The organism is Sedimentitalea xiamensis (assembly GCF_030164465.1).
Classification (GTDB): domain Bacteria; phylum Pseudomonadota; class Alphaproteobacteria; order Rhodobacterales; family Rhodobacteraceae; genus Sedimentitalea; species Sedimentitalea xiamensis.
This window is the reverse complement of sequence record NZ_JASNJE010000024.1, coordinates 14585-37620: the sequence shown is the minus strand read 5'-3', so window position 1 is coordinate 37620 and position 23036 is coordinate 14585. Positions and strand designations below refer to the sequence as shown.

The following is a 23036-nucleotide window of genomic DNA, read 5'->3' as shown; positions in this document are numbered from 1 at the left end:
GCTTGGCATCGGGGCGCTAGTCAAACAACATTTTCCCGGCTCGGGGGATGCGAACGGAATCGCATCTGCACCCTACACATCGCTCTGCAACTTTGGCATGACGGACCGGTGGGCCGGGCGAAGCCGCGTCCCGATGGATCAGCAAGAAGGGAAGAACGCCATGTCCAGCCGCCTGGATGTTTTCATCGACCGCATGGTGTCCCAGCGCGCCTGTCTGGATTTCGCCATCGCCGAAACCGCGGCGATGGCCGGGCCCGTGTTCGAACTGGGGCTGGGCAACGGACGCACCTATCACCACATCCGCAGCCGGGTCGCCGGACGGGACATCTACGTTTTCGAACGCGCGGTGGCGTCCCATCCCGACAGCACCCCGCCCGAAGACCGGACGATCCACGGGGACGTGACCGATACGCTGCCCGAGACGCTGGCCGGAATGGGTCCGGTCGCCAGCCTGATCCACGCGGATCTCGGCGGGCACAACCTGGAAAAGAACGACCGGTTCGCGCGCCTGATATCGCCGCTGGTCGAACCGCTGCTGGCCCCCGGCGGGATGATGGTGTCCAGCGACCGGATGTATTTCGACGGCCTCATGGAATTGCCGTTGCCTGCGGGCGCGGTGGAGGGGCGCTGCTTCGTCTATCAGAAAGCGGTTGACTGATCGCCGCGATACGCCACCCTTCGCGCATGGCAGCGCGGCAACCGGCAGGGCACGAGATGCGGAACATTCCCTACGACGACCTGCGGATCGGGATGGAGGCCGAGACCACCCGGATCTGCCGCGCGGAGGATCTCTACGTCTTTGCCAACACGTCGGGCAATCTCAATCCGCTGCATCTGCCCAAGGCGGACGGCGATGGTGACGGCATCCCGGAATCCGTCGCCCCGGCGATGTGGGTGGGCTCGCTGATCTCGGGTGTGCTCGGCTGCCAGATGCCGGGGCCGGGAACGCTGTATCACTCCCAGACGCTGCGGTTCGTTGGCCGGGCGCATCCGGGCGACACGCTGATCGTCCGGGTGCGGCTGATCGCCAAGGGGCCGGACCGCATGGTGCGGTTTCACACTGTCGTGCAGACCGCCGACGGCACCCGCATCGTCGAGGGAGAGGCCGAGGTCATCGCGCCGGACCGGCTGATCAGGTTCGACGCCGCCGATGTGCCGGGCCTGACGGTGCAGAGCCATGTGCATTTCGACAAGTTGCTGGAACGGGCGGAACCCTTGCCCGCGCTGGCCACCGCCGTGGTCGCGCCGGAAAAGCCGGACGCGCTGGCCGGGGCGATCCTGGCCGCCCGCCACACCCTGATCGACCCGATCCTGATCGGTCATCCCGACCGCATCACCGAAGCGGCGCTGGCCGAAGGCATTGACCTCACGCCCTACCGCATCGTCGAAGCGCGCGATCATCGGATCGCGGCCCAGATCGCGGTGAAGATGGTGCTGGAAAACCAGGCGGCGGCGATCATGAAAGGCCACCTGCACACGGATATCCTGCTCAGCGAGGTGCTGAAACGCGACGGCGGGCTGCGCCGGGGCGGGCGCCGCGTCAGCCATGTGTTCGTCATGGACGTGCCGGGCCTGGATCACCTGCTCTTCGTCACCGACGCCGCGATCAACATCGCACCCGATCTCCAGGTCAAGGCGGATATCTGCCAGAACGCCATCGACCTTGCGCTGTCGCTCGGCATCGAACAACCCAAGGTCGGGGTGCTCTCGGCGGTCGAGACGGTGAACCCGGCGATTCCCTCGACGTTGGACGCGGCGATCCTGTCCAAGATGGCGGATCGCGGGCAGATCACCGGCGGGCTGGTGGACGGGCCGCTGGCGATGGACAATGCCGTGAACCTCGGCGCGGCGGCGACCAAGGGCATCACGTCGCTCGTGGCCGGACGCGCGGAAATCCTCGTCGCGCCCAACATGGAGGCCGGCAACATGCTGGCCAAGGAACTGACCTTCCTGGCGCAGGCGCAGGCGGGCGGGATCGTCATCGGGGCAAAATGCCCGATCATCCTGACCAGCCGGTCCGACGACGACAAGTCGCGCCTGGTATCCTGCGCGATCGCCGCGCTCAACGCCGCCTGGGCCGCGCCATGAGCGCGATTCTGACCCTGAACGCGGGCAGTTCATCGTTGAAATTCGCGGTCTACGCGACGGCGACGGAACCGGAATTGCTGCTGACCGGGCAGGTGGAGAACCTCGGCCCCGTGGCGCGTCTCGCGGTCAAGGGTGCTGATCCGCGGGACATCGGCCCTGCCGACCACAGCGTTGCGGTGCGGGCGATTCTCGACGCCGCCGCGCCGGTGCTGGGGGGGCATGCCGTCGCCGGCGTCGGACATCGCATCGTGCATGGCGGCAAGGCCTTTGGCCCGCCGGTGCGGTTGACCGAAGCCGTCGTCGCGCAACTGGCGGCGCTGATCCCGCTGGCCCCGCTGCACCAGCCGCACAACCTGTCGGCCCTGCGCGCGGCGCAACAGGCCTTTCCCGAGGCGGCGCAGATCGGCTGTTTCGACACCGGGTTCCATCGCGGCCATCCCTTCGTGAACGACACCTTCGGGCTGCCGCGCAGGTTCTATGAACAGGGCGTGCGCCGCTACGGGTTCCACGGCCTGTCCTACGATTACATCTCGGGCGTTCTGGCGCGGGACTGGCCGGATCTGGCGCGGGGGCGCACGGTGATCTGCCATCTTGGTAACGGGGCTTCCATGTGCGCGGTCAAGGACGGGCGCAGCGTCGGCTCCAGCATGGGGTTTTCCGCGCTCGACGGTTTGCCGATGGGCACCCGCTGCGGCCAGCTCGACCCCGGCGTGCTGCTCTACATGCTCGACCAGGGCATGACCGGAGATCAGATCGCCCACCTGCTCTACACGGAAAGCGGGCTCAAGGGCCTGTCCGGGATCAGCCACGACATGCGCACCCTGCTGGCCAGCGACGATCCGCGCGCCGCCGAAGCCATCGATTACTACGTGTTCCGCATCCGCCGGGAACTGGGGGCGATGGCGGCCGTTCTGGGCGGGCTGGACGGCGTGGTCTTCACCGGCGGCATCGGCGAGAACGCAGCACCCATCCGCGCCCGCGTGCTGGACCAGATGGGGTTTCTCGGTGTCGAACTGGACGCTGCGTCGAACGATGCGGGCGCGGTTTCCATCGGCGCCGGACCTGTTAGGGTTCTGGTGATCCCGACGGACGAGGAACGCGTGATCGCCCGCGCCGTCGCTGCCGCCCTGACCGACTGACCGGAAGGACCCGCCATGCTGTTTTACGACTGTTCGACCGCTCCGAACCCGCGCCGCGCCCGGATGTTCATCGCCGAAAAGGGGCTGGAAATCGAAACCCGCGACATCTCCATGCGGGACGGCGAACAGTTGAAACCCGGTTTTCTGGCGGTCAACCCGCGCGCGACGATCCCGGTGCTCGTCACCGACAACGGCGTCACCCTGAGCGAGAACATCGCCATCGCCGCCTGTCTGGAAGCCCTGCGTCCGGACCCCCCGTTGATGGGACGCACCCCGGATGAAAGGGGGCTGGTCCTGATGTGGAACGCGATCGCGGAACAGCACTGCGGCATGGCCGTCGGCGAGGCGTTCCGCAATTCGCATCCGGCGATGAAGGACCGCGCCCTGCCGGGGCCGCGGAACTATGCCCAGATCCCCGAACTGGCCGAACGCGGCCATGCGCGGCTTGCAGCGTTTTTCGACGACCTGGAACGGCGTCTGGGCGAAAGTCCGTTCATCGCCACCGACCACCTGACGCTGGCCGATATCACCGCCTTTGTCTTCATCGACTTCGCCCGCGTCATCAAGACCCGCATTCCCGATTCAAACACCGCCACGCGGACCTGGTTCGACAATATCGCGGCGCGTCCCAGCGCCGGTCTCTGACCCGGAAAGGAGCACCCATGCCCGAAGCATATATCGTCGCCGCCACCCGCACCGCCGGGGGTAAACGCGAAGGCCGCCTGTCAGGATGGCACCCGGTCGACCTGGCCGCCGCCGTGCTCGATGACGTGGTGGCGCGCGCCGGCGTCGCGCCGGACGCGATCGACGATGTCATCATGGGTTGCGTCAGCCAGGTCGGCGAACAGGGGATGCATTTCGGGCGCAACGCGGTGCTGGCGTCAAGCCTGCCCCGCTCGGTGCCCGCCGTGACCATCGACCGGCAATGCGGGTCCTCGCAGCAATCGATCCATTTTGCCGCACAGGCGGTGATGTCCGGGACCCAGGATCTGGTCATTGCCGCCGGTGCGGAAAGCATGAGCCGCGTCGCCATGGGCTCCACCGGACGCTGGGCACGCCGCGCCACGCCGGGCAGTCCGACGAGTCCGGGACTGGCGCGCGCTTACCCGGAAACCATCTTCAGCCAGTTTACCGGGGCCGAGATGATCGCCGAGAAATGGGACCTGTCGCGCGCCGATCTGGACGCTTACGCGCTGGCCAGCCACCGGCGCGCCGCCGCCGCCGCCGACAGCGGCGCGTTCCGGGACGAGATCCTGCCGCTCGATATCCGGACCGAGGCCGGGCGCGACGTGCATGACGCGGATGAAGGCATTCGCCGCGACGCCACGATGGACAGTATCGGATCGGTCCGAACCCTGGTGGAAAACGGCCGCATCACCGCCGCCAACGCCAGCCAGATCTGCGACGGCGCGGCGGCGGTTCTCGTCGCCTCCGACGCCGCGGTCAAGGCGCATGGGCTGACGCCGCTGGCGCGCATTCATCATCTGACGGTCACGGCGGGCGATCCGGTGATCATGCTCGAGGAACCGCTTTTCGCCACCGACCGGGCGCTTCAAAAGGCCGGGATGAACATCGGCGACATCGATCTATTCGAAGTGAATGAAGCCTTTGCTCCGGTGCCGCTGGCCTGGCTGAAACACACCGGCGCCGACCCCGACCGGCTGAATGTCAACGGCGGCGCCATCGCGCTCGGCCATCCGCTGGGCGGGTCGGGCGCCAAGCTGATGACGACGCTGGTGCATGCCCTTCGGGCGCGCGGCAAACGCTATGGGCTGCAAACCATGTGCGAGGGCGGCGGCATCGCCAACGTGACCATCGTCGAGGCGCTGTAGGCCGCTCAGGACCACAGTGCCGGGTCGCGCCAGGGGTCCGGCACCTCCAGCACGCCCTGTGCAGCCGGCCCATCGCCCAGGTGCAGCGACTGCCATGCCGCCGCCCACGCCTCCGGCAGCGGATAGGGCGCGGCAACCGCAGCATCGGCACGGAACCCGAACCGCCCATAGTAGGCCGGATCGCCCAGCACCATGACCTGGGCGACGCCCGCCTGCCCGAGATCGTCGAGTCCCTGCCGGATCAGCGCGCCGCCCAGCCCCTTGTCCTGCCGCGCCGGGGCGACCGCGACCGGACCCAACAGCGCGACCGGCGTTCCCGCCACCGAGCAGCGGGTAAAGGCGGCGTGCCCGATCAGGTCGGTGCCGTCGCAGGCCACGACGGACAGAACGCCGGGCGCGTTCGTCAGGGCGCGCACCAGGGGCAGTAGGTCTTCATCCGGGAAGGCCGCCGGATAAAGCCGTTCCAGCGCCTCGATATCGTTGCTCTTGCCCTTTCGGAAATCCGTCATGTCCCGTTCTCCTGACCTGTGCGATGCGGTCGCTCACTAGGCTGATGCGAATCCGCCTATTGTAGGGCGACTGCTGATAGGCGGCGGGCCGGGAACCCGCTGCCATGTTTCAGCGCACCACCGGTCCTGTCCGGACCCGGAGCCTTGCCATAGCACATGGGAAACACGTCTTCGACCTCGCAATGTAGATCGAGACCGGCTTGTTGCCCCCCAACGCCGTCGTGGTGCGCCAGGACCCTGGATACCGGTCAGGAACGCGCGTCCTTCGGTCCGGACGCGAAGCGATCCCATACGAAAGAACGAACTTCCCCCGCATAAAAGGGTTCGCCTGACCAACGCTGCCCGTGCAACACTCCGCCCGGCAGCTTTTGGGAGGAATCGCATGCTCGACTCGACGATCAACGATCAGGTCCAGACCTTTCTGGACGATTTCGGCAGTGCTCTGGAACGCGGCGATGTCGACGCCGCGGTGGCGATGTTTCAGGACGATTGCTACTGGCGCGACCTCGTGACCTTCACCTGGAACATCAAGACGCTGGAAGGCCGCGCGCAGATCCGCGACATGCTGGCGGCGCAACTGCCGGCGATACGGCCGGGCGGATGGAAGGTCGCCGAGGGAGAAACCGCGACCGAAGAGGGCGGGATCACCACCGCATGGATCACCTTCGAAACCGGAGTCGCGCGCGGCTATGGGCTGATCCGTCTGAAGGACGGGCTGATCTGGACCCTGCTGACCTCGATGACCGAACTGAAAGGCCACGAGGAACCCTTGGGCTACGAACGCCCGCTGGGGGCCAAGCATGGCGCGGGCAAGGGACGGTTGTCCTGGGCCGAGGAACGCGAGAAGGAACAGGCGGAACTCGGATACGCCACCCAGCCCTATACGGTCATCATCGGCGGCGGGCAGGGCGGCATTGCGCTGGGGGCGCGGCTGCGGCAACTGGGCGTGCCGACGATCATCGTGGAAAAGAACGACCGGCCCGGCGACAGCTGGCGTAACCGCTACAAGTCGCTCTGCCTGCACGATCCGGTCTGGTATGATCATCTGCCCTATCTGCCGTTTCCGCCGAACTGGCCGGTCTTCGCACCCAAGGACAAGATCGGCGACTGGCTGGAAATGTATACCAAGATCATGGAGCTGAACTACTGGACCCGCTCCACGGTGCAGCATGCGGAATTCGACGAGACCGCCAAGGAATGGACCGTCACCGTGGACCGGGACGGAGAAAAGGTGACGCTGAAACCGAAGCAGCTGGTCTTTGCCACCGGCATGTCGGCCAAGCCCAACATGCCGAATTTCCCCGGCATGGAGAAGTTCAAGGGCGATCAACACCATTCCAGCAAGCATCCGGGGCCGGATGCCTACAGGGGCAAGAAGGCGGTGGTGATCGGGTCGAACAATTCGGCCCATGACATCTGCGCCGCACTTTGGGAAAACGACGTGGACGTTACGATGGTGCAGCGATCGTCGACCCATATCGTGCGCTCTGAGCCGCTGATGGAGATCGGGCTCGGCGATCTCTATTCCGAACGCGCGGTCGAGGCCGGGGTGACGACGCAGAAGGCCGACATGATCTTTGCCTCGCTGCCTTACCGGATCATGCATGAATTCCAGATCCCGGTATACGACCGGATCAAGGAGATCGACGCAGAGTTTTATGCCGGGCTGGAAAAGGCCGGGTTCCAGCTCGACTGGGGCGCGGACGGGTCGGGGCTGTTCATGAAATACCTGCGCCGCGGGTCGGGCTATTACATCGACGTGGGCGCCAGCCAGCTGATCATCGACGGCAAGATCAAGCTGAAGACCGGGCAGGTGAGCGAGATCGACGAAAACGGCGTGATCTTCGAGGACGGCTCGCGGCTGGACGCGGACCTGATCGTCTATGCCACGGGCTACGGATCGATGAACGGCTGGGTTGCGGACCTGATCGACCAGGAAACCGCGGACAAGGTCGGGAAGGTCTGGGGGCTTGGATCGGACACGCCCAAGGATCCGGGGCCGTGGGAAGGCGAACAGCGCAACATGTGGAAACCGACCCAGCAGGAGGCGCTGTGGTTCCACGGCGGCAACCTGCACCAGTCACGGCACTATTCGCAGTTCCTGTCGCTCCAGTTGAAGGCGCGGATGGAAGGCATCGACACGCCGGTCTACGGCTTGCAGGACACCCATCACATCGGGCGGTAAACGGCAGCGGGCGCGGCGGGCGCCGCCGCCGCGTCAGGCCGCCGGCACGGTGAAATGGAGCCAGGCCCAGACCATGCCGATATAGGTGAACTGGTGCAGCGCCTGGTCCAGCCCGGCGGCGCGCCAGTATCCGGCATCCTTCGGGCCGAGTTGAGCCATTTCGGAATGTTTCGCCTTGCCCCAGTCGATGTGGAAATGCACCGCCCATTCGGCGGCGCAGATCGCCAGGATGAACAGAGCCGGCGCACCAACCAGGGCAAAGGCGAGGGCCGAGCCGACCGCGTGCACGGCGGCGTGCTGCGCCCGGCCCAGGTGAACATAGGCTCCACGCCCGGCCAGCATCGCCGAGGTCTGAAGGAAATAGTCGGCAAACATATGTTTGATCTGCAACAGGCAGAAAAGCAGCAACATCGAACTGGTTACGTCGGACACGGTCGCCTCCCGTTTCGCAATGCGATCAGCTTAGGGGCTTCGGGTCCCTGCCGCAATCGCGTTGGCGGAGGCCCGCCACTGCGAAAAAGGGGTGCGGCGTCCGGATGCGCCTGGACGGACCGCTGCACCGGTCCGTGCCTTCAGCAAGTTCTTGACCGGTGCGCAAGCTGGCGACAGGGTAAACGCGGCAGACGGCCGGACCGGCGTCACCGCGTATTTCCGAAGCACCCATTTCCTGAAAGGACGATCCATGAACCTGAAAGATTACGACGCTCCTTCGGTTCTGATGAAACGATGCACGGGCGAAACGAAAATCGAGTCGTTCAAGAAGATCTCGGACCGGCTGGACAAGGCTGCCGACGAGATCGATCGGGACGCGGACAAACTGGACCGGGCGATAAAGAGCGTCCCACCGCAAACCGACAAGTTGCAGAAGGATTTCACCAGGTTTTTCGACCAGATGGCTAGGGCTTCCAATTACGGATCGAATACGGCCGATGCCATGAAAGGCGCGGCGTCCGAATTGCGCAATCTGACCAAGACCTATACCAGCGAACTTCGGGACGCGACGGAAACGGCGAGCGCGCTGCAGGACATGTATTCGACGCTGGCCAAGGCCATCGACAAGGCCAACAAGTCGAACAGCTCCGGCGACAAGATGAAGGCGGAAATCGCCGGCAAAGCCTATGAAAAGGCCAGCAAGGCCGCTGAAAAGAAGCTTTTATACCTCGGCCTCACGACCAGGAAGGCTCAGAAAGGCCATGAACAGGCCGCGCAGTATGTAAAGCAGAGTTACCTCAATTCGGCCGAGGCAATGGATCGGATTCTGAACCGGATCAAGAATTACCTCGGGAAGGATGCAAAAGAGGTCGACACGGTCAAGGCAGAATTCGAAAAGGCCAAGCAGCAGATGTCCTGGGTCAAGGACCTGTCCAAGTAACGCCGGGGGCGCGCACGCCTTGCCCATTGCGTCGGGACGGGTCTGATTGCTAGGCTCGCGGATTAGGGGAGAAGAGGCGGTGCGCCCGGTTTTCCGGGCGGCTGCCGCGGATTTGGAATGGCATTATAGAACGTACGATTTTCGGTTTCATCTGGAAATACTCGAAACGCGATCAGCTGATCCTTCTGGTCGTCACATCAATGCTTTTCCCGCTGCTCTACCTGACGCTGGAATTGCCCAAGCGCATCATCAATGACGCGATCGGATCGGAAACCAGCACCGTCGAACTCGCCGGCATCCAGATGTCTCAGGTGGCGTTTCTCTGGGTTCTCTGCGCCGCCTTCCTGATTTCCGTGCTTCTGCACGGGCTGATGAAAATGCGGATCAACACGATGAAGGGCGTGTTGTCCGAACGGATGCTGCGCCGCTACCGGTACCAGATGATCTCGCGTATCCTGCGGTTTCCGCAGCCCTATTTCGAAAGGGTCAGCCAGGGCGAACTGGTGTCGATGGTGACGGCGGAAAGCGAACCGATGGGCGGCCTCATGGGGGATGCGATCAGCCAGCCGGTCTTGCAGGGCGGCCAGATGCTGACCATCCTGACCTTTCTGTTCCTGCAAAGCTTCTGGTTCGGGCTGGCGGCGATTGCCCTGATCCCGTTGCAGGCCTGGCTGATCCCGATGCTGCAACGCCAGATCAACATGCTGAACAAGGACCGGATCAAGCAGGTGCGGGTCCTGGCCTCGGCCATCGGGGAAAGCGCGGCGGGGGCCGCGACCCTGCGCAGCAACGGCGGCTGGCGCTACCGGCTGGCCGAGATCACCGACCAGCTGGGCCGGCTGTTCGACATCCGCTTCGTGATCTACCAGAAGAAATTCTTCATGAAGTTCCTCAACAACTTCATTTCCCAGCTGACCCCGTTCTTCTTCTTTTCCATCGGCGGCTATCTCGTGCTTCAGGGGAATGTCTCGCTGGGCGCGCTGGTGGCGGCGCTGGCCGCCTACAAGGATTTGTCCAGCCCGTGGAAGGAGTTGCTGGACTACTATAACCAGACGCAGGACATGGCGGTGCGCTGGGATATCATCCTCGAACGGTTCGATCCCGCAGGCATGGTGGATGAACGGCTGATCGAGGGTATGCCGGACGAGATCCCGCATCTGACCGGCGACATCGTTCTGGATCACGTCAGCGTGCGTGATACGGACGGCAATACCGTGCTCGACGATCTGACCGTGACGCTGCCGGGCGGCAAGGTCATCGCGGTCGCGGCGCCCAGCTCAGAGGATCGCCGCGCCTTCGCGCAGCTGCTGACGCGCGAAGTCATGCCGAGCACGGGCAGGGTCTCTGTCGGGGGGCGGGATCTCGCGAAGCTTCATCAGGCCGTCATCGCTGCGCGGATCGGCCACGCGACGTCCAATCCCGTCCTGTTTCAGGGGACTTTCGGGGACAACGTGATGATGCCGGTCAAGATCCAGCCCCCAGCCGAAGGAGTGGATTCGGACGCCATCCGGGAAGCGATCCGGGCCGGCAACAGCGGCGATCCGCTGCACGGCGACTGGACCACGCCCGCCATCGCGGGGCCGGACGACCCGGAGGCGCTGCGCGACTGGTGGTTGCAACTGGTCGAAGGCATGGGATCCGGAACGGCCCTGTTCCAGCGGGGACTTGAACAGCGTTTCGACGCCGAAGCTCATCCCGAACTCGCGGAACGGCTGGTCCGGTTGCGGCCCGCGGTGCAACAGGCGATACGCGATGCCGGTTTGCGGCCCCATGTGTTCTTCTTCAGTCCGGAGCTTTACAACCCCGGCCTCCCGGTCGCGGAGAACCTTCTGCTCGCCACACCGCGCCGTCCGATCACCCAGCAGATGCTGGCCGAGCAGACCGGTTTCATCGACCAGTTGAAGAAACTGAAACTGGACCGCGACCTGATCGCGCTCAGCCAGGACGTGATCGACTTGCTGCGGCAGATATTCGGAACCGACGGCACCGATCACCCCCTGTTCCGCAGGCTCGGGCTGGATGCGAAAACCTATGAGGCGGCGCTTGACCTGGTGGAGCGCAGCCGCAAGGGCGGCATTGATGGCCTGACCGCGGACCAGGTCGCGACATTGCTGACGGTGCCGTTCCAGATCACCGCCGAGCAGATCGGCCCGGCGTTTCCGGACGCGATGAAAGACCGCATCCTGCAGCTGCGCCAGGTCCACGCCAGCGATCTGCAGCGTGGGCTGGGCGATCTTTTCGCGCCGCTTGCCCCGGACGCTTTCGCCCCCGGCCTGTCGGTGCAGGACAACGCTCTGTTCGGCAAGGTATCGGATACGGCAGGCGCCAAGGGTCAGGAAATCCGCAAGCTGGTCGCCGATGTTCTTCTGAAAAACGGCATGCAGCGGCTGGTGATCCAGCTGGTCTACGACCTTCCGATCGCGCTGGGGGGCACCAATCTTCCGACCCAGTTCGCAGAGCCCCTGGCCCTGGGTCGCGCGACGATCAAACGGCCGGACATCCTGATCATGGACCGCGCCCTGGCCAGCTATGACATGGCCACGCAGGTCTCCGTTCACAATCGGTTGCGGGGGTTGTTGCCGGAATCAACGCTGGTCTACCTGAACGAGGGCTTTGAACGGGAGGCCGTGTTCGACGCGGTTTTTGAACTGCGCCAGGGGCGCATCGTCAGCGGCGAGATGCCCGAGGGTGTCGATGGCGACAGCGTCGCCAGCGCCGATCTGGCGCGCAAGCTGCGGGCGCTGGAACAGACCGACATGTTCTCGGGCCTGAACCGGAAACAGCTGCGCCTGCTCGCCTTCGGCGCGCGCTGGTTCCAGGCCGAAAAGGGCGATGTCGTCTTTTCCAAGGGTGATGCGCCCACCGATGGCGCCTATGTGTTGCTGGAAGGCGAAGCCGACCTGATCCTGCCGAAGACCGGCGAACAGGACCAGCTGATCGCCACGGTCGGTCCCGGAACGCTGGTCGGGGAACTCGGGCTGATCCGCGACGAACCCCGCGCACTCAGCATGGTCGCCGCCACCGATCTGAAATGCCTGCGCCTTGGGGCCGAAGAATTCCTGGCTGTGGTGGAGAACGACGCCGCGACCGCGTTCAAGCTGTTGCAGGTGGTTGCCGGATACGTGAACGGATAGCCACTCCTGCCCGCGGCCACCCGTGATCTGTCGCAGATCCGGGTTACGACCCGGTCGGCGCGGCGGCAGCGGGTCCTGTCAGAGGCTCAATCCGGACTGCAGAACAGCGAATAGAGCAATTCGATGACCTGTTCGGTGTTGTTATCGGACAAGGAATAATAGATGGTCTTGCCGTCCCGCCGCGTGGCCACCAGGCCCTCTTCGCGCAGACGGGCCAGCATCTGGCTGACAGCGGCCTGGCGGATGGACAGAAGCTGCTCCAGTTCGCCCACCGATTTTTCGCCCGCGCCGAGATGGCACAGGATCATCAGCCGCCCCTCGTGGGCCAGCGTCTTGAGGTAGGCCGCCGCCTCGCAGGCGCGCGCCGCCATATCCATTGGTTTTTCGGCAGAAATCCCTTCCACAGGTTGAAGTGTCACGACAATGCAATCCCGAAAATTGAATCCATGGCATGCATCATGCCCCAACCTTGGCCCCGCTGTCACCCCTCTGTCGCGGGCGCACCCCCCTGAAACGCGTTGCCGTTCACATAATCGCAGGGCGCTTCCTGCATTTCCAGGTGCAGACCGCTGCCGGTATAGGGGTGCGCCCGCGCCAGATCCTCGTCGACATCGATACCCAGACCCGGCGCCTCCGGCGGTTCGACAAACCCGTCCTGAACCGAAATCGTCCCCCTGATCAGGGCCGCGTGAAAAGATGTCTCTATGGATTCCAACATCAGGATGTTGGGAATGCAGGCGGCCAGCTGGATATTCGCCGCCCATTCCACCGGCCCGGCATAGAGATGCGGCGCCATCTGCGCGCAATGCGCTTCGGCCAGGGCCGCGATTTTCCTGGCTTCCCAGATCCCGCCGCACCGCCCCAGCGCCGGTTGCAGGATGCTGGCCGCGCCGGAGCGCAGGACCGCGGCGAACTCGGCCCTGGTCGTCAGCCGCTCGCCGGTGGCGACGGGAATGCGCACCGTTGCCGCCACGCGGGCCATTTCATCGATGTTGTCCGGCGGCACCGGTTCCTCGAACCACAGCGGCATATAGGGTTCCAGCGCCTGCCCCAGGCGGATCGCCCCCGCCGTGGTGAACTGCCCATGGGTGCCGAACAAAAGGTCGGCCCGGTCGCCAACCGCATCGCGGATCACCGCGCAGAAGGCGACCGACATCGAAATGTCACGCATCGCCGGCATGTGGCCGCCGCGCATCGTGTAGGGACCCGCCGGGTCGAACTTGACCGCCGTATAACCCTGCCGCACCAGTTCGGCCGCACTCTCGGCGGCCTGGTCCGGCGCGGTCCAGAAATCCGTCAGATTGTGCTGCGTCAGCGGGTAGAGATAGGAATAGGCGCGGATCCGGTCGTTCATCCGCCCGCCGATCAGCGCATGTACCGGTCGGTCGCGGTGCTTGCCGATAATGTCCCAGCAGGCGATTTCGAGGCCGGAGAACGCGCCCATCACGGTCAAGTCGGGACGCTGCGTGAATCCGCTGGAATAGGCCCGCCGGAACATCAGTTCGATATTCTCCGGGTTCTCGCCCAGCATGTGCCGGGCAAACACGTCCGAGATCACGGCCCGCATCGCCTCGGGCCCGACCGACGCGGCATAGCATTCGCCCCAGCCGGTGATCCCGGTATCCGTCGTCACCTTGACGAGGATCCAGTAGCGCCCGCCCCACCCCGGAGCCGGCGGCGCGGTCACGATGATATCGAGATCCTGCAGTTTCATTCCGCCCCGCGCTCCTTCATCTTTGCGGAAATACTCTGGGGGAGCCGCCGGCAGGCGGCGGGGGCAAAGCCCCTGCTACCGGTGAAACAGGATGACATTGCGCTTGGCGCTTCCCGACTTCGTGTCGGCGATGGCCTCGTTGATCTGGTCGAGCGTCCAGCGGCCCGAGATCAGTTCGTCGAGCTTCAGCCGCCCTTGCCGGTAAAGGTCCACCATCCACGGAATGTCCCGCTGGATCACCGTGTCCCCCATCTTGGACCCGATCAGGCCTTGGCCCTGATAGGACATGCCCATCGGGTTGTACTCGGCGTTGGCGTCCGCGTGTGGCATGCCGATCATGATCGCCTTGCCGCCCCAGCCGAGATAGCGCGGCGCGTCGTTATAGGCGCCCGCGGCCCCGACCGTGACCAGGACCGCATCCGCCCCGCGCCCGCCAAAGGCCTTCTGCGCCGCGCGCCACGGTTTCGGGGCGGTGGCCAGAACCCCATCGGTCGCGCCGAATTCCCTGGCGATCGCCAGTTTCTCCTCGGTCATGTCGACGGCCACGATGCGCCGCGCGCCGGCGATGCGGGCGCCCTGAATGGCGTTCAGCCCGACGCCGCCGGCACCGATCACCACCACGTCCTGTCCGGCGCGCAGCCCGGCGGCATTGACGGCGGCGCCGACGCCGGTGATGACGCCACAGGACAGCAGGCAGGCGGAGTCCTTGGGCATGTCGGCGGGGATCTTCACGATCTGGCTGTGGTCCACCACGACCTTTTCGGCGAAGGCTCCGCAGGCCATGGCCTGAAGCAGCGGCCCCCCGTCCGCCGTCCTGATCGACCCCTGCACCCCGTCGCTGGGGGTCTCGCAGATCGTCGGCTTGCCGCTGGCGCAGTTCGGGCAGGTGCCGCAGGCGCGGATCAGGGTGACGATCACGCTGTCGCCGATGTCGAACCCGGCGACTCCCGCACCGATGCCGGTCACGACACCGGCGGCCTCATGGCCATAGACGGCGGGCAGATGCCCGCCCCATGCGCCTTCGGCATAGGATATGTCGGAATGGCAGATCGCGACGGCGTCGAGGCTGACTTCGACTTCGCCGGTTCCGGGTGCGGCCAGTTGAATCTCCTCGATCACGAGCGGCTTGCCGAACTCGCGGCAAACGGCGGCTTTGATGGTCTGCATGGAAGTCTCCCGTTGTCTGTCGCGCACAGGGTGGACCGGGCGGCCGCGCATCGCAAGGCGGAAACCGGCAGCCGGAGGTCGGGATCAGGTGCCGCCGGCAAGGATCGCCGTGGCGCTGTCGGCAAAGCGGCGCGCCTCGGCCGGCGCTTCGCCCATCTGCCGGGCCGGGGAAAACAGCGCCGCAGCGTCGATGTCCGGATGATCGCGGCGCACCAGGTCGGCCAGCGGCATCCGGCTGTCCCGCGCCTCGCGGCAGAGCGCCTTGACCAGGGCCTGCGCCTCGGGGCGCGGCCGTTGCGCGGCCAGCGCGAAACTGAGCGCTTCGGCATGGATCATGCCAAGCTCTCCGGTCAGCGCCGCGGCCATCCGGCCCGTGTCCGGCGCGAGTCCCGCGCTCAGCGGCCCGGCGGCCTGCGCCGCGCTGGCCGCCCCCAGAACGATCTGGGGCAGGCACATCCATTCGGTGAACCAGGCCGCGCCGTCGCGTTGATACCGGTGCAGCGCCGCGCCGTTGAGAACCGCCATCTGGCCCGCCGTGGCGCGCGCCAGGGCCACGAGCAGCGACGGCACCACCGGGTTCTGCTTCTGCGGCATGGTCGAGGACGCGCCGGCACCGCCCAGCGTGATCTCGGAAATGCCGGTCTGGGTCAGCGCGGCGACGTCTTCGCCCAGTTTGCCCAACGCCAGCGTCAGCCGCGTGCACCAGTCGGCGATGCGCAGGACCGGGGTGCGGTCCGTGTGCCAGGAACGGCGCGGATCCCCGAGGTTCAAGGCAGCGGCGAGATCGGCGCGCAGTCCCGCCGGGTCGGGGCCGAGTTCGGAGGCGGTGCCCGCGGCCCCGGCCAGCGACACCAGCAGGCTGGTCTCGCGCAGGGCCGGCAGTTCCCGCAGCAGGTCCAGCAGCGGGTCGCCCCAGCTGGCCACCACCGCGCCGAAGCTGGTCGGCGTGGCGTGCTGCCCATAGGTGCGCGCGGCCATCGGCGTCTCGGCATGGGTGCGGGCCAGCCGCGCAAGACCGGTCAGGACCGCCCGCAGATCCGTTTCGATCAGCGCCAGCGCCTGACGCAACCGCAACATCTGCGCGGTGTCGATGATGTCCTGCGACGTAACCCCCCAATGCACGTATTGCGCGTGATCCGGGGCCTGCATCTCGTGTCGGAAAGCGGCGGCCAGACCCGGCACGCAGACGCCGTTTTCGCCGGTCGGCGCCGCCAGCTTCGCCGGATCGATCTGCACTTCCATCGCGGCGCGGGCAATCGCCTCGGCGCTGTCGGCGGGAATGATGCCACGGGCGCCCTGCGCCCTGGCCAGCGCGCCTTCGACCAGCAGCATGGCGCGGATTTCGGCGCTGTCCGAAAACAACCGGCCGACCTCCCCCAACGGGAAAAGCCGGGCGTAGAGAGTGCTGTCAAACACCGAGGCGGCCATCAGATCGCCCCGGCGATCCGGTCGAGCCGGGCGGCCAGCCCGGCCGGATCGGCAAAGAACGGAGAATGCGATGTTGGCATGGCGAAAACCCCTTCGGAAGGCCAGTTCCGGGTCATGGCGATCTGGTATTCCGGCGGAATGGTGCGGTCTTCGTCGCCCCGGATGTAGAATTTCGGCACCGAATGGAACCGCTCGGTGAGATCCAGCGGAGTCGTTTGCGGCAGGATCGGCTGAGGGCCGAGACGCGCCAGCGCGTAGTCGACGGTTTCCGCCGGACAATCGTGGTAGAAGAGGTCGGGCACCCGGTCGGGCAGGATCGTGTAGGTCAGCCCGTCGGGCGCGCGGACCACGGCATCGGCGATGGTCTGGCGCGGTCCCCGCTTGCGCATGTCAACCATCGACAGGCCCGGTTCCGGCACATAGGCGCAGAGAAAGACCAGCGCGCGCATCGCGTCCGGGTCCCGTTCCGCCGCCGCGCTGATCGGGTAGCCGCCCCAGGAATGGCCGACGACGATGGTGTCCGGCGCACTGGTGGCGAGAACCGCGTCGCGGCAGGCGCCCAGGGTGACGTCGGCATAAGGCGTCGGGTCGTCGCCGCTGCCCGGCTGATCGATGGCGATGGCCGCATGGCCGAGCGATTCCAGCTGCGGGATCAGGTCCCGCCAGCACCAGGCGCCGTGACAGGAGCCGTGAACGAGAAGAAACCTAGCCATTGTGCCCTCGGGTCATACGGTCAGACATGGCCGGTTTCGGTCAGGAATCGGGTCAGCGCCCGCGCGTAGTCCTCGGGGTTCTCGACGCAGGGCAGATGACCGGCCCCACGGATCAGGTGAAACTGCGAGCCGGGGATCAGCTCCACGGTTTCGCGCACCAGGTCGGGCGGCGTCGATCCGTCCTGATCGCCGGCGATCCCCAGCGTCGGCAGGCGCAACCCGCTGGTCGGGGTGAAGAAATCGGTGCCGGAAATCGCGGCGGAACAGCCTGCGTAGCCGGCGGCGGGCTGGCGCACCAGCATGTTGCGCCAGAGTTCGAGTTCCGGCGTCTTGCGGAAGGCAGCGCTGAACCAACGCTCCATCACCGCGTCGGCAAGGCTTTCGATGCCGTCCGCGTGAATGGCCGCGATCCGCTCTTCCCACATGGCCGGGGTGCCGATCTTGGCGGCCGTGTTGGACAGCACCAGCGCCCGGACCAGATCCAGCCGCTTGACCGCAAGCCCCTGCGCGATCATGCCGCCGATGGACAGGCCGACGAATACGCAGTCGCGCACGCCGAGGTGATCCAGCAGCCGTTCCGCGTCGCGCACCAGCGCGCCCATCGTGTAGGGCGCGGGCGGGGCCGAGGACAGGCCGTGCCCGCGCTTGTCGTAGCGGATGAATTTCAGCCCCTCGGGCAGCAAGGGCAGGACCGCGTCCCAGAGCCGGAGGTCGGTGCCGAGCGAGTTCGAGAACACCACCGGCGCTCCGTCCGGGTCGCCGTCGATCCGGTAGTGCAGCCTTACGTCGTCCAGTTCGGCGATGTGCATGAAGGGGATCCTGTCGCTGTTTCGGCGGAGCCTAGCGCCTGCGCGGGAGAAAGGCAAAGCTCCGGTTGCCGGTCAGGGGGCGAACCGGCGCAGCGCGTCGCGGAAGACCGGGGCATCGACATTGCCGCCGGTCGCCACCGCGATCACCGCCGGGTCTGCAATCCGATCGGGCTGGAAGAGCGCGGCTGCCAGCGACACCGCGCCGCCGGGTTCCAGCACCACCTTGAGGTGCGCGAAGGCGAGCGCCATCGCCCGGAGCGCCTCGTTCTCGGTCACGGCGAGGCCGGGACCGCAGAGCCGGCGGAGAATGGGGAAGGTGATGTCGCCCGGCTGCGGCGTCAGGATCGCGTCGCAGAGGTTGCCCGATGTCCGGTTGTTGCGCCGGATCGCGCCTGCGGCGAGCGATCGCGCCACGTCGTCGAAGCCTTCGGGTTCCACCGTCCGCACCCTCAGGCCGGGGGCGCGGGATTCGAGCGCCAGCGCGATGCCAGACGCCAGCCCGCCGCCGCCGCAACAGACCAGGACATGGGCCTCGTCAACGCCGGCCTCGGCCGCCTGTTCGGCGATCTCAAGCCCGGTCGTGCCTTGTCCCGCGATCACCAGCGGTTCGTCGAAGGGCCGGATCAGGGTGAGACCGCGTTCGGCGGCCAGCCGGTCGCCGATGGCGTCGCGGTCTTCGGTGGCGCGGTCGTAGAGCACCACCTCGGCCCCGAGCGCGCGGGTGTTGCCGATCTTCACCGCCGGTGCGTCCGAGGGCATGACGATGACCGCCGGCGCGCCGTGTTCGCGCGCCGCCAGCGCCACGCCCTGCGCATGATTGCCGCTGGAATAGGCGATGACGCCGCGCGCGCGGGCTTCGGGCGGCAGCGCCGATACCGCGGACCAGCCGCCCCGGAACTTGAAGCTGCCGGTGTGTTGCAGGCATTCCGCCTTGACCAGCACCCGCCGCCCCGCGATCTCGTCCAGGAACGGCGAACTCAGCAGCGGCGTGCGGCGGGCACGGCCCGTCAGCCGCGCGGCGGCGGCTTCGATCATGGCGATGTCGCTCATGCGGTGTCCTTCAGGATGCGGTGAATGAGGGCGAGGCTTTCGGGTTCGTCCAGAAACGGCACATGGCCGCGATCCGGCACTGTGACAGCGATCAGGGCCGGGTTGTGGTCCTGCATCCGCGCCAGCGTGTCCTGCGACAGGATATCGGAACTGGCGCCGCGGAGCACGCCCAAAGGTCGCCCGGCGAGCGCGGCAAACAGCGGCCAGAGGTCGGGGACAGGACCGGCTTCTGCCTGCGCCAGGAGCGCGTCGCGCAGGCGCGGGTCATAGCGCAGGGCCAGCCCCTCGCCGGTGTCCGCGAACTGGGCCGCCGCCAGCGCGCGCCACCTGTCCGCGGGCACGCCGGGGAACTGCGGTCCCAGCGCGGCCAGCATCGATTCCGCTGCCGCATCGAGAGACCGGGCTGCGGGCGGGCGGCCGACATACTCCATGATCCGCGCGATCCCGTCGGCGGCCACCACCGGGCCGACATCGTTCAGGATCACCCCCGACACCCGGTCCGGATGCGCCGCCGCCAGCGCCATAGCGATCAGCCCGCCGCGCGAGGTGCCGAGGATCGTGACCGCGCCGAGGTCCAGGTGGTCGAGCAGGCCGACCACGTCCTGCGCCTCGCGCATCACGTTGTAGCTGTGGAAATCCTCCGCGAAATCCGATTGCCCGCGCCCGCGATAGTCCATCGCGATCATGCGGCGGGAGGCCATGTGCGGCGCTAGGAAATCGAAGTCGCGGGTGTTGCGCGTCAGGCCGGGCAGGCACAGGAGCGGTTGCCCCGCGCCCCTGTCCTCAAAGTGCAGGCCGAGCCCGTCGGAGGTCCGGAACCGCGCCATCAGCCGCGCACCAGGTCGGGAATCGCGGTCAGGTCCGGCACTGTATGGGCGGGGGTCCAGGGCAGGCGGTCCGGGGGCTCTCCGGCCCTGTTGACCCAGGCGGTGCGGAACCCGTAGCCGGTGGCGCAGCCCGCGTCCCAGCCGTTGGACGACACGAACAGAACCGCGTCGCGCGCGCATCCGAACCGCTGCCCGACCAGATCGTAGACGGCGGCGGCCGGTTTGAAGACGCCGACGCTTTCCACCGACAGGATGTCATCCAGCAGCGGCCCGATCCCGGCCGACCGCACCGCGCCGTCCAGCATCGCGGGCGAGCCGTTGGACAGGATGGCGGTCCGCTGGCCCGCGGCCCTGAGCGCGGCCAGCATGGCGGGCACTTCGGGATAGGCGGACAGTTCCCAGTAGAGATCCAGCAGGCGCTGGCGCAGCGCCGCGTCGCCATTAAGCCCGTTGGCGTCGAGCGCCCAGTCCAGACCGTTCTGCGTGACCTCCCAGAAATCCGCATGGGCGCCGGCCACGGCCCGCAGCCAGGTATATTGCAGCTGTTTCAGCCGCCAGTGGGAGGCCACGTCCTGCCAGCGGTCCGCGAGGGCGGGAAACGCCGGATCGGACGCGGCCTGCCGGGCGGCGGCGGATACGTCGAACAGGGTGCCGTAGGCATCGAAGATACAGGTGGTGATGGGCATCGCGGGCTCCGGATTTCGGTGCAGAGTGGCACAGGCGCGGCGGGGTTGAAAGTGCCGGGTTCGCTCGGGGGTGGGGGCGCTGCCCCCGTCGCCTGTCGGCGACTCCCCCGGAGTATTTCGACAAAGATGAAGAACTGGGGAGGAGCGGGTTTACATGTGGGGCAGAGCGGTTAGGTTGGGCGTTTCTGCCGGCCCGAGGGGCTGGTCAAATCCGACACCGAGCCCGAGGGAGGGACATCATGACCCAGGTCAAGACCGGCGACACCGTTCGCATCCACTATACCGGGACCCTGCTCGACGGCAGCACCTTCGACAGTTCCCGCGGGCGCGAACCGCTGGAGTTCGAAGTCGGGTCCGGCCAGATCATTCCGGGGCTGGACGTGGCGCTGCCGGGCATGGAAGTGGGCGACAGGAAGACGGTGAACGTGCCCTGCAAGGACGCCTATGGCCCGGTCCGGCCGGAGATGCGCCAGGGCGTGCCGCGCGACAACATCCCGGCGGAAATCCCGCTGGAAGTCGGGTTGCAGCTTCAGATGCAGTCCTCCGAAGGGCAGGTGATGCCGGTCACGGTGGTCGAGGTCGGCGAGACCGAGGTGACGCTGGACGCCAACCACCCGCTGGCGGGGCAGGATCTGGTGTTCGACATCGAACTGGTGTCGGTCGCATCCTGACGCAATGGTCCGGCGCGCGCGCAACGGGGGCGGCGGTTTTCCGGCGAAACCGCGTTAATGCCCTTGTCTGCAAGGATCCGCGGGCTGTGCAGGGCGTGCATATCCCGTGCATACCGTGTGCATACGCGGCGTGCGGTTCCGGCCCCCGGCGACGGGTTAACGCGGCGCGCGATGCCGGAAGGTTGCGGATGGGTTAAGTGGCGGGGCGGACCGTCTGCCGCGCACCGGGTGACGGCTGCGCAAGGTCACGGGATTGTTCTGACGGAGAGGCTTGAAGCGGCCTGCGGGGAGTGCAGAACCGAGTTCAAGGATTGGCTGGGCGTGCGCGGGGGCGGCCCGCTTTGAGCCCAAAGTCACAGATGCTGCGTCAGGCGCGAATGACTTCGATGCGCAGGAAGCGCCCATTGCAACCTCGGCCGCTTAACGCAACCAGCCGAGGTTTTCTGCTGCGGTGCAGCCCGCCGTTTCTGCCGTTCGCTTCGACTGCGAGGTTGTGGCGCTGGTGAATTCACACACTGCGGGACAAAGATGATCGTCCCAAGTTGAGTAACGGCGGGATGACCGCCTGCCCAAACACTGAAAATGGCCGCAGAAATTCCGTACCAAGCCCCGAAAAACGGGGATTTCCCTCGCGCCGGTTAGCCCGGAGGGATCCGGCTCCTTAGGCTTCAGGATCTATGGGGGCAATACCCATCGCCGGACCTCGCAAAACGCGGATCAACTCCTGAATGGTCGTATCGGCATAAGGCTCACCAAACCGCTGCAGATATCCTAGGGTGTCCTCCAGCAGGTTCACCTTTTGCAGCAACAGGAACGCGTGATACTGCTCCGGTTGCCGGATGATACCGTCAAAAAATTCAACATGCGCTTCGCTATCATAGAGCGAAGCAAGGACGATATCGCCCTCCTCTTCATAGCCTGATATGCCGCAGGCATCTGCACGGCGGGCGAGACCTTCCAGAGCTTGCTTGTACCGCTCAATGGGCACGTGCAGTCTGGAAGAGAATGCTTGTGAAACGGGCATCATCTACCCCGCAGATTTCACCTATGTTGACGCCGCCTGCTCAGTGTTGCGCCAATAGGTTTTCAACGCTTCCAATCAGTTCGTCATTATACGCGCTGGTGCGGAATTCATCATAGAGAGCTTGCGCGACGTCCCGGTCATATTCTGCATTCACACCGAGAAGAATATGCTCGGCGAGGAACAAGCCCGCATTACCCCAACCGGATATGGCAGCGTTCAACAGGTAAACGGTTCCAACATAATGATTTTTGGCGGTTCCCTCGCCTCGAAGCAACTTGATCCCGTAATTGGTCATTGCAATGGGGTACCCTTGTTCCGCAGCGCGCTTGTACAGGCTCGTGACCAGTTCAGGGTTGTTCTGAAAGTAGTGGCAGTGCCGTTTTCCGTAAAGCCATGCGAGAGCGGTATTCGCCGTTGCATTACCCAAAGCCGCAGCCGCTTCAAGTTTGCCATGCGCAACTTCATTGCCCTCACAAGCACTGTTCGAAAGTTCGTTGGAAAACTGTCGCTGCTCCTGGAACCTGAATATCTCGATTCCTGGATGTACCAGGTTGGCACTGTCTGATCTGAGGACGGCCCAATAGATATCACTCTTGATCGGATCAGCCCAGGCGGCAAAAGGCGCGGTGAAAAAAATAATCAGCAAAATCAGCTTCTTGAACATTTTCGAATTCCTGTCCGATGTGTG

Annotated in this window: 22 protein-coding genes; 9 read left to right on the top strand and 13 right to left on the bottom strand. The window is 65.8% G+C overall.

The annotated features are described in order from the left end of the window. Positions 1-160 precede the first annotated feature (160 nt). Genes QO034_RS16850 through QO034_RS16830 form a run of 5 tightly spaced genes read left to right on the top strand, consistent with a single transcriptional unit; the run spans position 161 to position 5059 of the window. Entirely contained in the window at positions 161-658 is a 498-nt protein-coding gene (locus tag QO034_RS16850; protein ID WP_284486695.1) for a class I SAM-dependent methyltransferase, read from the top strand. 56 nt (positions 659-714) lie between these two features. Further along, the gene (locus tag QO034_RS16845; RefSeq protein ID WP_284486694.1) at positions 715-2088 is read left to right on the top strand and encodes a bifunctional enoyl-CoA hydratase/phosphate acetyltransferase; all 1374 of its coding nucleotides are present in this window, start codon (positions 715-717) and stop codon (positions 2086-2088) included. Beyond that, positions 2085-3227: an acetate/propionate family kinase gene (locus tag QO034_RS16840; protein ID WP_284486693.1), complete on the top strand. Its 1143-nt coding sequence runs from the start codon at positions 2085-2087 to the stop codon at positions 3225-3227. The genes QO034_RS16845 and QO034_RS16840 overlap by 4 nt, the downstream gene beginning before the upstream one ends. Before the next feature lie 15 nt (positions 3228-3242). Then, on the top strand, positions 3243-3872 hold the full coding sequence (locus QO034_RS16835) for a glutathione S-transferase (RefSeq protein ID WP_284486692.1): 630 nt from the start codon (positions 3243-3245) through the stop codon (positions 3870-3872). Positions 3873-3889: 17 nt separating this feature from the next. Continuing rightward, positions 3890-5059 carry an acetyl-CoA C-acetyltransferase gene (locus QO034_RS16830; RefSeq protein ID WP_284486691.1) on the top strand — a complete coding sequence of 390 codons (1170 nt, stop codon included), beginning with the start codon at positions 3890-3892 and terminating at the stop codon, positions 5057-5059. A gap of 5 nt (positions 5060-5064) precedes the next feature. Here the strand turns inward: QO034_RS16830 and QO034_RS16825 are convergent, their stop codons facing one another. Continuing rightward, entirely contained in the window at positions 5065-5568 is a 504-nt protein-coding gene (locus tag QO034_RS16825; RefSeq protein WP_284486690.1) for a GNAT family N-acetyltransferase, read from the bottom strand. 382 nt (positions 5569-5950) lie between these two features. Between QO034_RS16825 and QO034_RS16820 the strand changes: the two genes are divergently transcribed. Continuing rightward, the gene (locus tag QO034_RS16820) at positions 5951-7753 is read left to right on the top strand and encodes an NAD(P)/FAD-dependent oxidoreductase (RefSeq protein WP_284486689.1); all 1803 of its coding nucleotides are present in this window, start codon (positions 5951-5953) and stop codon (positions 7751-7753) included. Positions 7754-7786: 33 nt separating this feature from the next. Here QO034_RS16820 and QO034_RS16815 read toward each other — a convergent pair whose 3' ends face one another. Continuing rightward, the gene (locus tag QO034_RS16815) at positions 7787-8185 is read right to left on the bottom strand and encodes a DUF3307 domain-containing protein (RefSeq protein ID WP_284486688.1); all 399 of its coding nucleotides are present in this window, start codon (positions 8183-8185) and stop codon (positions 7787-7789) included. A gap of 250 nt (positions 8186-8435) precedes the next feature. On the opposite strand from QO034_RS16815, the gene QO034_RS16810 reads away from it, so the two are divergent. Beyond that, a complete protein-coding gene (locus QO034_RS16810) occupies positions 8436-9125 on the top strand; it encodes a hypothetical protein (protein WP_284486687.1) in 690 nt (229 codons plus the stop codon). Between the two features lie 200 nt (positions 9126-9325). Next, positions 9326-12259 (top strand): ABC transporter transmembrane domain-containing protein, encoded by a 2934-nt coding sequence (locus QO034_RS16805; RefSeq protein ID WP_284486686.1) that lies wholly within the window; start codon positions 9326-9328, stop codon positions 12257-12259. Between the two features lie 86 nt (positions 12260-12345). Here QO034_RS16805 and QO034_RS16800 read toward each other — a convergent pair whose 3' ends face one another. The 9 genes from QO034_RS16800 to QO034_RS16760 form a co-directional block, all read right to left on the bottom strand. Further along, complete coding sequence (locus QO034_RS16800; protein ID WP_284486725.1) at positions 12346-12630, bottom strand: ArsR/SmtB family transcription factor; 285 nt, start codon at positions 12628-12630, stop codon at positions 12346-12348. A gap of 110 nt (positions 12631-12740) precedes the next feature. Continuing rightward, the gene (locus QO034_RS16795; RefSeq protein ID WP_284486685.1) at positions 12741-13973 is read right to left on the bottom strand and encodes a mandelate racemase/muconate lactonizing enzyme family protein; all 1233 of its coding nucleotides are present in this window, start codon (positions 13971-13973) and stop codon (positions 12741-12743) included. Positions 13974-14048: 75 nt separating this feature from the next. Further along, on the bottom strand, positions 14049-15140 hold the full coding sequence (locus QO034_RS16790) for a Zn-dependent alcohol dehydrogenase (protein WP_284486684.1): 1092 nt from the start codon (positions 15138-15140) through the stop codon (positions 14049-14051). Positions 15141-15224: 84 nt separating this feature from the next. Continuing rightward, complete coding sequence (locus QO034_RS16785) at positions 15225-16568, bottom strand: class-II fumarase/aspartase family protein (protein WP_284486683.1); 1344 nt, start codon at positions 16566-16568, stop codon at positions 15225-15227. Continuing rightward, positions 16568-17281, bottom strand: a complete 714-nt coding sequence (locus QO034_RS16780) for an alpha/beta fold hydrolase (protein WP_284486682.1) — start codon at positions 17279-17281, stop codon at positions 16568-16570. The genes QO034_RS16785 and QO034_RS16780 overlap by 1 nt, the downstream gene beginning before the upstream one ends. Before the next feature lie 20 nt (positions 17282-17301). Continuing rightward, the gene (gene pcaD, locus QO034_RS16775; protein ID WP_284486681.1) at positions 17302-18090 is read right to left on the bottom strand and encodes a 3-oxoadipate enol-lactonase; all 789 of its coding nucleotides are present in this window, start codon (positions 18088-18090) and stop codon (positions 17302-17304) included. Between the two features lie 72 nt (positions 18091-18162). Then, positions 18163-19140, bottom strand: coding sequence for a threonine ammonia-lyase (locus QO034_RS16770; RefSeq protein ID WP_284486680.1), 978 nt, complete (start codon positions 19138-19140; stop codon positions 18163-18165). Next, entirely contained in the window at positions 19137-19967 is an 831-nt protein-coding gene (locus tag QO034_RS16765; protein WP_284486679.1) for an alpha/beta fold hydrolase, read from the bottom strand. Before QO034_RS16765 ends, QO034_RS16770 begins: the two co-directional genes overlap by 4 nt. Further along, entirely contained in the window at positions 19967-20653 is a 687-nt protein-coding gene (locus QO034_RS16760) for a haloacid dehalogenase type II (RefSeq protein ID WP_284486678.1), read from the bottom strand. The genes QO034_RS16765 and QO034_RS16760 overlap by 1 nt, the downstream gene beginning before the upstream one ends. A gap of 239 nt (positions 20654-20892) precedes the next feature. Between QO034_RS16760 and QO034_RS16755 the strand changes: the two genes are divergently transcribed. After that, positions 20893-21324, top strand: a complete 432-nt coding sequence (locus QO034_RS16755) for an FKBP-type peptidyl-prolyl cis-trans isomerase (protein WP_284486677.1) — start codon at positions 20893-20895, stop codon at positions 21322-21324. A gap of 661 nt (positions 21325-21985) precedes the next feature. Here the strand turns inward: QO034_RS16755 and QO034_RS16750 are convergent. Together QO034_RS16750 and QO034_RS16745 are read right to left on the bottom strand one after the other, a co-directional pair. Next, entirely contained in the window at positions 21986-22351 is a 366-nt protein-coding gene (locus QO034_RS16750; protein ID WP_284486676.1) for a hypothetical protein, read from the bottom strand. Positions 22352-22388: 37 nt separating this feature from the next. Next, the gene (locus QO034_RS16745; RefSeq protein ID WP_284486675.1) at positions 22389-23012 is read right to left on the bottom strand and encodes an SEL1-like repeat protein; all 624 of its coding nucleotides are present in this window, start codon (positions 23010-23012) and stop codon (positions 22389-22391) included. Between the last annotated feature and the right edge of the window lie 24 nt (positions 23013-23036).